Here is a 12453-nt window from a genome sequence, read left to right as displayed (position 1 = left end):
GATGTTATCGGCCGACTCAGGCCCTCACCGGGTTTGAACGCGGCAAGTGAGCCTCCAGGCCCGCATTTTCCAACGCCCGATTCAACATCTGGCGGATTTCGGTTTCACTCTGCATCCGCAAAGCATTCTCTACCAGCCCGATCGATTGCTCGTGGGTCACCGAGCGCACCACGTGCTTGATACGCGGCAAACTGTGGGCATTCATACTAAACGACTTCACCCCCATTCCCATTAACAGCAACACAGCCGCCGGATCAGCAGCCAGCTCGCCACACAGACTCACCTCCAAACCATGCTTGTAAGCCTGCTCGGTGACATAGTTGAGCGCTCGAACCACGCTCGGATGCAGCCGGGAGAACAGATTGGCAACGCTCTGATTGTTGCGATCCACCGCCAACAGATACTGGGTCAGGTCGTTGGTACCGATGGAGATAAAGTCCAACCGCCAGGCCATATAGTCGAGCAGGAACAGAGTCGAAGGCACCTCAACCATGATCCCGACCGGTGGTTTCTCAACCACCACCCCCTCGGTCTGCAACCCTTTAAAGGCCTTGCGAAGCAGCTCGAAGAAACTGTCCACCTCATCCACCGAACTGACCATCGGCAGCAGGATCTTCAGGTTACCCAGGCCTTCGTTGGCCCGCAGCATCGCCCGAATCTGACCGAGGAAGATCTCCGGATGATCGAGGGTAAAACGGATCCCGCGCCAGCCCAGGTACGGATTATCCTCTTCCACCGGAAAGTACGGCAGCGGTTTGTCACCACCGATATCCAGCGTTCGCATCGTCACCGGCCGCGGGTGGAAAGCCTTCAACACCTTACGATAGATGCGGAACTGTTCCTCTTCGGTGGGGAAGCTGTCATGGATAATGAATGGAATCTCGGTGCGGTAAAGCCCGACCCCCTCAGCCCCTTTCTCCAGCCCCGGCGAAATATCCGACAACAACCCGGTGTTGACCATCAGCGTCACCCGATGCTGGTCCAGGGTTTCCGCCGGCAACTCCTTCAGCTTTTCCAGCGAGCGGTCGAACTCATTATCTCGTCGAGCCAGGCGGGTAAATTCGGCACGCAGCGCAGAAGATGGCTGAAAATGCACTCGTCCTTGATAACCATCGACAATCGCGGACTTACCGGTCAGCCGTCGCAGCGGCAGCTCACCCACCCCCATCACCGCCGGAATACCCAGGGCACTGGCCAGTATCGCCGTATGGGACAGGGCCGAGCCCTGCTGGCAGATGATACCGACCAGCTTGTCGCGGGGAACTTCGGCAATATCGGAGACCCCGACCACATTTCCGACCAGCACGATCGGCTGGTCATAGCTGATCGTTTCGGCATCCGGCTCCATCAAGTACTTCAATAATCGCAGACCGATGCTGCGAATATCTTCACTTCTGGCCTTGAAATAGGGATCTTCCATCGCTTCGAAAATGGCGGCGTGTTCTTCAATCACCACCTTCAAGGCCGCCGCCGCATCGGCGCCGTCACTGATTCGCTGTCGGATCGCATCCTGCAGGTCGGCCGAGTCAAGAATCAGCCGATAGGCATCAAAGATCGCCTGCACATCGCCGGGTGTACCGGCCATCTGCTCATGCCCCTTGTCCAGCTCTTCGTGCACCAGCTTGACGGCATGTCCAAAACGCTCCTGTTCGGCGGCCGGATCCAGCGCACAGATATCCTCGACATCCTTGAAACTCAGGGTACTGCCGGCGGCCACCAGGCGGCCGATACCGATACCGGTAGAGCCGATAATGCCGTTGACGAAGCTGTTACTTTTCTTACTGGTTTTGATCAGCTCGGCAATCTTGCCACTGTTGATCGCATCCTTGAGGGTTCCGGATAGGTGGGCCGCGATGGTGACCAGGAAGGCTTCATCTTCATCGTCGAATCGGCGCGTGGCTTGCTGTTGTACGACCAGCACCCCAACCAGCTTGCGATAGTGGATGACCGGCGCGCCCAGAAACGCATGAAAAGCCTCTTCCTGCGCCTGGGGGAAGTAGTGAAACTGGGGATGCTTGGGTGCGTCTTCGATATTGAGCAGCTGCTGCTGTTCACCGACCATCCCCACCAGGCCATCTCCCAACGGCATTCGGATGGTACCGACGCAGGAAGCGTCCAACCCCAGGGTGTGCATCAACACCAGCTCGGACTGATCCGTATCGAACAGATAGATACTGCAGACATCGACCCCCATCACCTCTTTGACCTGGGATGAGATCATCCGCAATTTTTCGTCGAGGGAAGCGGCCGTATTAACGTCTTGAACAATCCGCTGCATCCGGGCAAGGCTGGGCATGTAGCACTCCTGCATCAGCTTCGATAAACCTTCATCTTCGACGATCGTTGGCGAAAAATAAAGGCTGAAATCGGCGCTAACGCAGGAGATCAGGACTAAGAGAGGGGATTATTCCTTACGGGGACCGGGAGCGACCGGAAAAGGGGTGACCTGGCCTTTGGCCTCGCTGACCTTACTGACCCCCTCTTTCTCGACCTCATCGATACGCACGATCGCATGCATCGGAATAAAGCTGCGGCGTACATCGCCAAACAGGCTCTTGAGCCGCTCCTCACCGGGATCAACCAGCATCTGCGAACGACTACCGAACACAAACTCTTCAATTTCGATAAAGCCGTACATATCGGCCTGATAGACCTGGCGGGCGTAAACTTCGAATAATTCATCCTGGTTGACAAACAGGACACGGTAGATAGCACTGGATTCCTTCATCACCACAATCCGGCAAACTTGATCGGCGGCAAAAATAGGGATAATCGGCAGCGAATGCAAGGGAGTTCAACGCTGGCGATCCACCTAAGCAAGGCGGTATAATTGCGCGTTTTGTGTTCACCACCGGGTCGGTCCGCAAAACCTATTCACGAGTCCGCCCGGCGTATTGTTTAAAGGTACTACCTTCATGGCCAAAAAGCTGTATATCAAAACCCACGGTTGTCAGATGAACGAGTACGACTCGTCACGGATCTCCGACCTGCTGGGCGAGAGCCATGAGATGGAACTCACCGAGAACCCCGACGAAGCCGACGTGCTGCTGCTCAACACCTGCTCGATCCGTGAAAAGGCGCAGGAGAAGGTGTTCCATCAGCTGGGCCGCTGGAAAAAACTGAAGCAGGATCGCCCCGAAGTAATGATCGGTGTCGGCGGCTGCGTCGCCAGCCAGGAAGGTGCCGCCATCCGCGAACGCGCCCCCTACGTCGATATGGTTTTCGGCCCCCAGACCTTACACCGGGTGCCCGAGATGGTTGACCTGACCGCCCAGGGCAAGAGCGGTCATGTCGATGTCAGCTTCCCCGAGATCGAAAAATTCGATCGTCTGCCCGCCCCCACCGTCGAAGGGGTCGAAGCCTATGTCTCGGTGATGGAAGGCTGTAGTAAATACTGCACCTTCTGTGTCGTCCCCTACACCCGCGGCGAAGAGGTCAGCCGTCCGGTCGGTGACATCCTGCTTGAGGTCGAGCAACTGGCCGAACAGGGCGTTCGCGAGATCAACCTGCTGGGCCAGAATGTCAACGCCTATCGGGGTCAGGGCGATATCGACGGCGTCGGAATTGAAAATGTCGACCTGGCCGAACTGATCGGCTACGTCGCCGCCATCGATGGTATTGATCGAATCCGCTTCACCACCTCCCACCCGGTCGAGTTCAGCGATAGTCTGATCCAGGCCTTCGCCGAGATTCCGGAGCTGGTCAGCCATGTCCACCTGCCGGTACAAAGCGGTTCAGACCGAATTCTGATGGCGATGAAGCGAGGCCACACCGCGCTGGAGTACAAATCCAAGATTCGCCGTCTGCGTAAGGCACGGCCGGATATCTCTCTGTCGTCCGACTTTATTATCGGCTTCCCGGGTGAGACCGAGGCGGACTTCGAGGCCACCATGAATCTGATCCATGAGATCGGCTTCGACAACTCGTTCAGCTTTATCTACAGCCCGCGTCCCGGCACACCAGCGGCGGAGCTCCCCGACGATACCGACGAGGAGACCAAAAAGCAGCGCCTGCAGATTCTGCAGCGCCGGATTGTCTCCCAGGCGATGGACATCTCCACCGCGATGGTCGATACCGAGCAGCGGATTCTGGTCAGCGGCTTCTCCAAGCGCGATCCGGGTAAGCTGCAGGGACGCACCGAGAACAACCGGGTGGTCAACTTCCAATGCGACGATCCGGAATTGATCGGTCACTTTGCGACCGTTCGGATTCTACAGGCGTTCCCGAACAGCCTGGCCGGTGAGCTGATCAGCAGCGAACTGGATCAGAATTCATAACTGCCGTACTGCTTTTGGATCATACTTAATTAACGATCTGTCATTAATTCACCGGCTGCCGCCGTGCCGGCGGCAGCCTGGAGCAACCTGAGGTCAGTAACCCCCTTGACTACCGATACCGCCGTCCGCTTCACCCTCGAACCGGACAACCCTTCCGACCTGGCCAACCTCTGCGGCCAGCTCGACGAACACCTGAAACTGATCGAGCAGCGCCTGGGCATCCAGATCCGCAACCGCGGCAACGACTTCCAATTGATCGGCGACCACCTGACCACCCAGGCCGTCACTGAAGTGCTGCGCGACCTCTATCGTGAAGCCGGCAAAGGCACCCAGCTGACCCCGGATCTGGTGCACCTGTCGCTGCAGCAGGCCGATCTGGAAACCAAGGCCGCGGCTAAAGCCCGGGACCAGGTTCAGATCAAAACCCGCAAGGCGCTGATCAAGCCCCGCGGGGAAAACCAAAACAGTTACGTGCGCAGCATCCGCGAGCTGGACATCAACTTCGGCATCGGCCCGGCCGGTACCGGTAAGACCTTTCTGGCCGTAGCCTGCGCCGTCGATGCGTTGGAACGCGACGAGGTCCGGCGTATCCTGCTGGTTCGTCCGGCGGTCGAGGCGGGCGAGAAGCTTGGGTTTCTACCGGGCGACCTGTCCCAGAAGATCGATCCCTACCTGCGCCCGCTCTACGATGCACTCTACGAGATGCTCGGGTTTGACACCGTCACCCGGCTGATCGAACGCAACGTCATCGAAGTCGCCCCGCTGGCTTATATGCGCGGCCGAACCCTCAACCATGCTTTCGTGATCCTGGATGAGAGCCAGAACACTACCCGCGAGCAGATGAAGATGTTCCTGACCCGGATCGGCTTCGGCTCCAGCGCAGTAATCACCGGTGATATCACCCAGATCGACCTGCCGCGCGGCACCGAATCGGGCCTCAAGCACGCCATGCGGGTGCTCGACAATGTCGACGGCATCGGCTTCACCCAGTTTCAGGCCAAGGACGTGGTTCGCCACCCGCTGGTGCAGCGGATCGTCCGTGCCTACGACAAGCACCAGAGCGAGACCGAATCTTGAGCATCGAATTGGATCTGCAACTGGCCAGCGATGCGGCTGGATTGCCGTCTGACGAACAGTTCCAGCAATGGGCCGAGCACGCACTCAAGGGGCGCCGAGAGCAGGCGGAGCTGACCATTCGTATCGTCGACGAAACGGAGAGCCAGCAACTGAACCGTGAATATCGCGGCAAGGACAAGCCGACCAATGTCTTATCCTTCCCTTTTGAAGCGCCGCCCGGAATCGAATTAGACTTGCTCGGTGATCTGGTGATCTGTGCTCCCGTGGTCGCACGGGAAGCCGATGAGCAGCACAAAGCGCTGTCGCACCACTGGGCACATATGTTGATCCACGGTATTCTGCACCTGCTCGGTTACGACCATATCAGTGATGAACAGGCCGCCGAGATGGAGCCGCTGGAAACCGAACTACTGGCCGCCTTGGGAATCGAAGACCCCTACGCGCCCCAGTGACCCCCGCGGGCAGAAGCCCGAGGGATTCGACGAGGCAAACTGACGATGCAAAGTGAGGCATCAACTGCATGAGCGAAGATCGATCGACCAACGGTCAGGGCGGCAAGTCCTGGCTGGATAGAATCACCCAAGCCTTCTCCGATGAACCCCGCGACCGTGATGATCTGCTGGTACTGCTGAAAAGTGCCGAAGACAGCCAGGTCCTGGACAGCGAAGCGCTTGGCATCATCGAAGGCGCCATGGCGGTCTCGGACATGCAGGTTCGCGATATCATGATTCCGCGTCCACAGATGGTTGTTATCGACTCCACCTTGACCCCTCAGCAGTTCCTCCCGGAGATGATCGATGCTTCTCACTCGCGCTTTCCGGTCATTGGTGAATCGCCGGACGAAGTGATCGGCATCCTGCTGGCCAAAGATCTGCTGCCGTTCCTGCTTCGCGAAAGCATCGACAGCATCAATATTCAGGACCTGCTTCGCCCGGCCACTTTCGTGCCGGAGAGCAAACGCCTCAACACCCTGCTGGGCGAGTTCCGTGCCACCCGCAGCCATATGGCAGTCGTCGTTGACGAGTACGGCGGCATCGCCGGTCTGATCACCATCGAGGATGTGCTGGAGCAGATCGTCGGCGAGATCGAAGACGAATATGACGCCGAAGAGGAAGACACCCCGATCAAGCAGATCGAGGAGAATGCCTATATCGTCAAGGCCCTGACCGAGATCGAAGACTTCAACGATTACTTCAACGCCCACCTGAATGACGACGAGTTCGATACCATCGGCGGTATCGTCACCCATTGCTTCGGCCACTTGCCGCAACGGGACGACCAGGTAGACTTCGAGGGCTTCCGCTTCAAGGTGCTCAACGCCGACAACCGGCGGATCCGGCTTTTACAGGTCTCACGACTGCAATCGAATAACTGACGGATTCATTCAGCTTGGATAACCGCAGCCGTCCTCGATGGTTTCCAGAATGGCGACTGAGCGGCCCGATGGGAGGCTTGGTTGCGCTGCTGGCCGGCGCGATCGCACCCTTGGGTTTTGCGCCGTTCGAGATCTGGCCGCTGAGCATTCTCTCTTGCGCACTGCTGCTGGCCTGCCTGCAGGCTAGCCCGAAACCGCGCCAAGCGGCATGGATCGGCTGGCTGTACGGGGTCGGTTTTTTCGGAGTAGGCGTATCCTGGGTCTACGTCAGCATCAACCAGTTCGGTAACGCACCGCCCTGGCTGGCCGGCTCTCTTACCGCTGCCTTTGTGATGGCGATGGCGCTGTTTTTCAGTCTCCATGGTTATCTGCACCGACGTCTGATCAACCGTTCCCCCTGGAGCATATGGCTCGGCTTTGGCGCACTCTGGGTGCTTGCCGAGTGGTTTCGCAGCTGGTTTCTGACCGGATTCCCCTGGCTGCTGCTGGGCTATGCCGGTATCGATAACTGGCTTGCCGGTTGGGCGCCTCTAACCGGGGTCTATGGCCTCAGCGGCTTCAGCGCCCTGCTGGCTGCCGCCCTCTACCTGATCGTTAGCTATCCGGGTCGGCAAAGCCTGCTGCGTCTGGGGCTGAGCCTGCTACCTTTTGCACTCGGAGCGCTGCTGCAACAACACAGCTGGACCCAATCCGCCCCCACGGCTCCGATTCGCGTCGCGCTGGTACAGGGCAATATTCCCCAAGAGCTGAAATGGCATCCCGATTACCGCGATTCGATCATCGATCACTACCTTTCTTTAAGCGAGCCGTTACTGGAGGAAGGTACCGACAAAGCCGACCTGATTATCTGGCCGGAAACCGCCATCCCGTTGCTTTACCATCAAGCCCGGGCGCGCTTGCAAGGGTTTGATGCCCAGCTTAGCCGCAGCAGAACCGGATTAATCAGCGGCATTCCCTACCGCTCGGCCCTCGAACCCAATACGCCACCCAGATTCCATAATTCGATCATGGCACTGGGCAGTGCCGACGGGCTTTATCACAAGCAACGACTGGTGCCTTTCGGTGAATATGTGCCTCTGGAGAAGTGGCTGCGGGGCCTGATCGACTTCTTCGACCTGCCGATGTCGAGTTTCTCGCTGGGACCGGAGCAGCAACCGGCCCTGCAACTGGCTCAACCTGACACAACCATCAAGCTATCGGCTTCGATCTGCTATGAGATCGTCTATCCGGACCTGATCGCCTCAGGTGCCAAACAATCCCAACTGTTGTTAACCATCAGCAACGACAGCTGGTTCGGCGACAGCCTGGCGCCCCACCAGCACCTGCAGATGGCCAGAATGCGCGCATTGGAAAACGGACGCTACCTGCTACGGGCTACCAACAACGGCATCTCCGCACTGGTCAGCCCCCAGGGCGAACTGCTCTTTCAAGGTCCACAATTTGTTGTCGACGTGCTTCAGCTAACCGCCGAACCGATGATTGGCCTCACCCCCTTTACCCGCCTGGGGTCGACCCCGGTTCTGGTGCTTTGCCTGCTGCTGTTGGGACTCCTCCAATTCAGGACTCCTCTGCCAAAGCCCCACTCTAAAGACGCCGTCTGAGCCCTCCCGCGGCTTCAAAACTCTTTCTGAATCGAGGTCATCTAACCAAATTTTTTCCTGTTTTAGCCACGCTTGCGGTGGGATCTACTGACCAAATAGAAATTCGAAAACTAGACCGAGATCAAAAAGCTTAGGTAAAACCCTTATTCATACTGGCTTTATCCCGTCTGCCAAGATACTGTTAGCCACCCTACTAAAGAATAATAAACCTAGTCCCGCAGTTTGGAGATTAAGGAACATGGGCCTGAACCTTACCTTCCGTCGCAAGATCGCCTTGGCGATTGCACTTACCGCCGCCGGTACCATCGCCCTCTGTCTAACGGCGCTGTTATCACTTAAATCCGTCACCAATTCATCTGAACAGGTCAGCCAACTCGGTGATGTCGCCGACGCACTGATGGAGTTACAGATAGAACTCTATGCGCTGGTCGAGCAGCGGGCACAGCTGACGCCCGATAATCTCGAGCGCTTCAGCCAGGATCAACAGCAGATTCTGTCGGTCTTCGTTCCCGCTCTGGAGCAGGCCAGCAGCAAGACCGAAGACAGCGTTCAACAACACACCGCCGGCATTCCGGCTCTGGTACGCGAGCATCTTCAAACGCTGGCGAACTGGACTCAATTGAAAACAACCTTTGGGATGAATTCCGACCTGGGTCTGCACGGCAAGCTCAACCAGGTGGGTGAGCAACTCAACGGCCTGGTTTCGAATTTTTCCGGCTTAGCCGGAATCATGCAGGAGGTCAGACAATTCGAGAAAGACTTCCTGATCGAGGCCGACCCCGAAAAATCGCAGCTGGCACTGGAAGCCTTGACCGATCTGAAAACCAATCTGACCGAGTTTGGATTCGAAAATTACGTCAAAGTCGCCGAGGAATACGAAGCCGCCCTGAACGAGGTAACCGCCAGCTATGGAGAAGTGCTGAAGCTGGAGCAACAGCTGATCAATCAGGTCGGCAGCATTATCGTCGCCGCCGGTGAAGCCGAACACTATATCGAGGACGAGGTGATGGTAGGGGCCAATGCCGCCTCGCTGCAGACCGTCGAACGCGCCCAGGCCACCATGATTGGGGTCGGTATTCTGGTGCTGGCAGTGGTGATAGCGCTGCTGGCCTGGACCGGCATCGGTGCGATTCGCGGTCTCAATCGAACCATCAGCACGCTGAACCAGATCGCTGGCGGTAACCTGACCGTCAAAGTGGAAAAGCAGACGGACGACGAATTCGGTCAACTGGCCGATGCAGTGAACCAGATGACCGACGACCTGCACGGCATTGTCAGCCACGTCACCACGACCAGTAATGAGCTCAGCGGCATGTCCGGCTCGTTGTCGTCGGCGGTAGAGAATATCGCCACCAGCAACAGCTTCACATCGGAGCAGACCACCTCAATGGCCGCCGCCACCGAACAGATGAACGCGACCGTTGCCGAAGTGGCGCAAACCACGCTGAAGGTCAACGACGGTGCCAAGCAGGCCCACCAGGCCGCCAATGAGGGCGGGCAGGTTATTTCCCGCGCCCTGGAAGCACTCAGCGACGTCGCCGAGGTGGTCAATCAAAATGTGGAACAGATGCATGAGCTGGGCCGTCGATCAGAGAAAATCGATGTCGTGATCGAGGTGATCAAGAACGTCGCCGAGCAGACCAACCTGCTGGCGCTGAACGCCGCTATCGAAGCAGCCCGGGCCGGTGAAGCGGGACGGGGCTTCGCCGTGGTGGCGGACGAAGTCAGAACCCTGGCCGAGAAAACCGTCGGTGCTTCCAACGAGATCACCGAGATCGTCAATGAGTTGCAAAGCGGCACCCGCAACGCCATCACCTCGATCGAGACCGGTCGCGAAAGCGTCGAACGTGGCAACCAGTATGGTATTGAAGCGGCCGAAGCGGTTCGCTCTATCGAAGACCAGGTCGAGACCGCCTCCGATCAAACCCAGCAGATTGCGGTTGCGATTGAACAGCTGGCCAGTACGGTAAAGGAGATCGCCGAAAACATGGAGCAGGTATCCGGCTCGTTGGATCAAAGCTCGGCAGAGTCCAGCGCCATCGTCGATGCCAGCCAGCAGGTGGCTACCCGTGCTATCGATCTGAAGCAGATTACCGCCAGGTTCCAAGTGAGCGGTTAACCTCGTTGCTGCCCCAGTCGCCCTGTCCCCTTGAGATTCCAATATCAAGGGGACAGGCCAATTTGCAGTTAACTTTCACGAGGTTGTAACATTCACTCGCCCCATAAATCCTGACATTTAATAAATCACTGACAATCACCCACCATGGAACGAGCGCAGCCCCTATCCACGCAGAGCAGCGGAACTGATCAGACAGCAGATCGGCTCAGCAACCGCTATCGGGTTCTGTTCAGCGACTCCAAGGTACCGATGCTGCTGATCGACCCAACGGACGGGGCGATCATTGATGCCAATGATTGTGCATGCCACTACTACGGTTACGATCGTGCGCAGATTACGGCGATGAAAATCAGTGAAATCAACCAGTACACCGAGGAAGAGGTTAACTTGGAAATGCGCCGGGCCATGGCCGAGAAGCGCAACCACTTTTTCTTTGTACACCAGCTGGCCAGCGGAGACCTGCGCCATGTTGAAGTGCACTCCGGTAAAGTCGAGATCGATGGGCAGGATTTCCTGTTCTCGATTATCCATGACATCACCGACCGCTATGCCGCCGAGCAGCAACTGAAATCGCTGAATCAGGACTTCATCACATTACTCGAGAACACCTCAGATTTTATCTACTTTAAAGACAAGGACAGCCGATTCAGATTCTGCAGCCAACGATTAGCCAATATCACCGGCCATACCAGTTGGCGAGAGATGATAGGCAAGCATGATTCAGAAGTCTTTCCCGAAGAGATGGCAAAAATCTATTCCGAGGAAGAGCGGCCCATCTTTAAACAGGGTGTCCCCCTGCTGGATCGAGTCGATCCTTTTTTTGATGAGCAGGGAGAAAAAGGCTGGGTCAGCACCAACAAATGGCCCGTGCTGGACAAATCCGGAAAGGTCGATGGTATTTTCGGTATTAGCCGCGACATTACTGATACTTATAAGTCTGAGCAGCAGCTTCGAATTGCGGCCAGCGTCTTTGATAACGTCAGCGAAGGCATTATTATTACCGACGCTTCCGGTATGATTATTGAAACTAATGAGGCGTTTTGTAGTTTATCGGGTTATTCCAAAGAAGAGATTATTAATACCAACCCCCGCTTTCTAAAATCCGGCTATCACGATCCCAGTTTCTTTGCCCAGATGTGGCATTCTTTACGTACTAAGGGTGTCTGGAAAGGAGAAACCTGGAATCGCCGTAAAGATGGTCAACTGTTTGCCTGTCGTACCACCATCAAGGCGGTTGCCAGCCCGGATGGAAGCATCAGCCAGTTTATCGGGGTATTGACCGATATTACCGCGTTGATGCGTCATCACGAAGAGGTGGAACAGCTGGCCTACTATGACACCCTGACCCGGCTACCCAATCGCACATTGCTGTCTGATCGTCTGGCTCAGGCCCTGGCAAACGCCAAGCGGCATCAAAACACCATCGCCATCTGCTTTCTCGACCTCGACAACTTCAAACCGGTTAACGATCAGTTCGGCCATCGGGCTGGAGACCTGTTGCTGGTTGAGATCGCCAACCGCATTAACGAGTGCATCCGTGAAGAAGATACCGTAGCACGCCTGGGCGGCGATGAATTTGCGTTGGTGTTGACGCAACTAAAGAGTCACGCCGACCTGGAACAGGTTATCAAGCGGGTACTGGTCTCGATCACCCACCCGTTCAGCCTGCCCAACAAAAAGATGGTCGCGGTTTCAGCCAGTATCGGTATCTGCCTATACCCTGACTACCCCCACGATGGGGATCTACTGCTTCGTTATGCTGATCTAGCCATGTACAAAGCTAAAGAGATGGGTAGGAACCAATATTTTATTTACCAAGAGGATAAGTTTTAATTTCGATAAATCACCAAAGCATTTAAATCAGCATCGAATTAAATACTGCGAGTTTTATTTTAAATAAAAGCCAAGAGAACAAATAACCTATCCTCCTTTGAATTATTTTTATTGGGATTTCACCCCCTTTTCTCTCTCCCGCCTCTTATAACAACCTGGAATATCCTTAAA

At 56.3% G+C, this 12453-nt stretch carries 9 protein-coding genes; 7 read left to right on the top strand and 2 right to left on the bottom strand.

What is annotated here, in order from left to right:
• Positions 1 to 16 precede the first annotated feature (16 nt).
• Together ptsP and ACO05M_RS09525 are read right to left on the bottom strand one after the other, a co-directional pair.
• Positions 17 to 2296 carry a phosphoenolpyruvate--protein phosphotransferase gene (gene ptsP, locus ACO05M_RS09530; protein WP_421861857.1) on the bottom strand — a complete coding sequence of 760 codons (2280 nt, stop codon included), beginning with the start codon at positions 2294 to 2296 and terminating at the stop codon, positions 17 to 19.
• Between the two features lie 108 nt (positions 2297 to 2404).
• On the bottom strand, positions 2405 to 2728 hold the full coding sequence (locus ACO05M_RS09525; RefSeq protein WP_421861855.1) for a DUF1820 family protein: 324 nt from the start codon (positions 2726 to 2728) through the stop codon (positions 2405 to 2407).
• 187 nt (positions 2729 to 2915) lie between these two features.
• On the opposite strand from ACO05M_RS09525, the gene miaB reads away from it, so the two are divergent.
• From miaB to ACO05M_RS09490, 7 genes are all read left to right on the top strand, one after another.
• Positions 2916 to 4277 (top strand): tRNA (N6-isopentenyl adenosine(37)-C2)-methylthiotransferase MiaB, encoded by a 1362-nt coding sequence (miaB, locus tag ACO05M_RS09520; protein ID WP_421861853.1) that lies wholly within the window; start codon positions 2916 to 2918, stop codon positions 4275 to 4277.
• Positions 4278 to 4382: 105 nt separating this feature from the next.
• Positions 4383 to 5354, top strand: coding sequence for a PhoH family protein (locus tag ACO05M_RS09515; RefSeq protein ID WP_421861851.1), 972 nt, complete (start codon positions 4383 to 4385; stop codon positions 5352 to 5354).
• Complete coding sequence (gene ybeY, locus ACO05M_RS09510) at positions 5351 to 5806, top strand: rRNA maturation RNase YbeY (protein WP_114693696.1); 456 nt, start codon at positions 5351 to 5353, stop codon at positions 5804 to 5806. The genes ACO05M_RS09515 and ybeY overlap by 4 nt, the downstream gene beginning before the upstream one ends.
• A gap of 68 nt (positions 5807 to 5874) precedes the next feature.
• Positions 5875 to 6729: an HlyC/CorC family transporter gene (locus ACO05M_RS09505; protein ID WP_421861849.1), complete on the top strand. Its 855-nt coding sequence runs from the start codon at positions 5875 to 5877 to the stop codon at positions 6727 to 6729.
• Between the two features lie 68 nt (positions 6730 to 6797).
• Positions 6798 to 8330, top strand: a complete 1533-nt coding sequence (gene lnt / locus ACO05M_RS09500; protein ID WP_421861847.1) for an apolipoprotein N-acyltransferase — start codon at positions 6798 to 6800, stop codon at positions 8328 to 8330.
• A 238-nt stretch (positions 8331 to 8568) separates the two neighbouring features.
• Positions 8569 to 10449, top strand: a complete 1881-nt coding sequence (locus ACO05M_RS09495) for a methyl-accepting chemotaxis protein (RefSeq protein ID WP_421861845.1) — start codon at positions 8569 to 8571, stop codon at positions 10447 to 10449.
• Between the two features lie 144 nt (positions 10450 to 10593).
• Entirely contained in the window at positions 10594 to 12282 is a 1689-nt protein-coding gene (locus ACO05M_RS09490) for a diguanylate cyclase domain-containing protein (RefSeq protein WP_421861843.1), read from the top strand.
• Positions 12283 to 12453 lie beyond the last annotated feature (171 nt).

Source organism: Motiliproteus sp., from assembly GCF_965230735.1.
Lineage (GTDB): Bacteria > Pseudomonadota > Gammaproteobacteria > Pseudomonadales > Balneatricaceae > Motiliproteus.
The sequence above is the reverse complement of the archived record's forward strand: the minus strand, read 5'-3'. Positions and strand labels throughout refer to the sequence as shown.

Excerpts from the sequence above, each read along its gene's own strand:
- ptsP (WP_421861857.1), bottom strand. The coding sequence starts at position 2,296 with ATGCCCAGCCTTGCCCGGATGCAGCGGATTGTTCAAGACGTTAATACG.
- miaB (WP_421861853.1), top strand. The coding sequence starts at position 2,916 with ATGGCCAAAAAGCTGTATATCAAAACCCACGGTTGTCAGATGAACGAG.
- lnt (WP_421861847.1), top strand. The coding sequence starts at position 6,798 with ATGGGAGGCTTGGTTGCGCTGCTGGCCGGCGCGATCGCACCCTTGGGT.
- ACO05M_RS09495 (WP_421861845.1), top strand. The coding sequence starts at position 8,569 with ATGGGCCTGAACCTTACCTTCCGTCGCAAGATCGCCTTGGCGATTGCA.
- ACO05M_RS09525 (WP_421861855.1), bottom strand. The coding sequence starts at position 2,728 with ATGAAGGAATCCAGTGCTATCTACCGTGTCCTGTTTGTCAACCAGGAT.
- ACO05M_RS09505 (WP_421861849.1), top strand. The coding sequence starts at position 5,875 with ATGAGCGAAGATCGATCGACCAACGGTCAGGGCGGCAAGTCCTGGCTG.
- ACO05M_RS09490 (WP_421861843.1), top strand. The coding sequence starts at position 10,594 with ATGGAACGAGCGCAGCCCCTATCCACGCAGAGCAGCGGAACTGATCAG.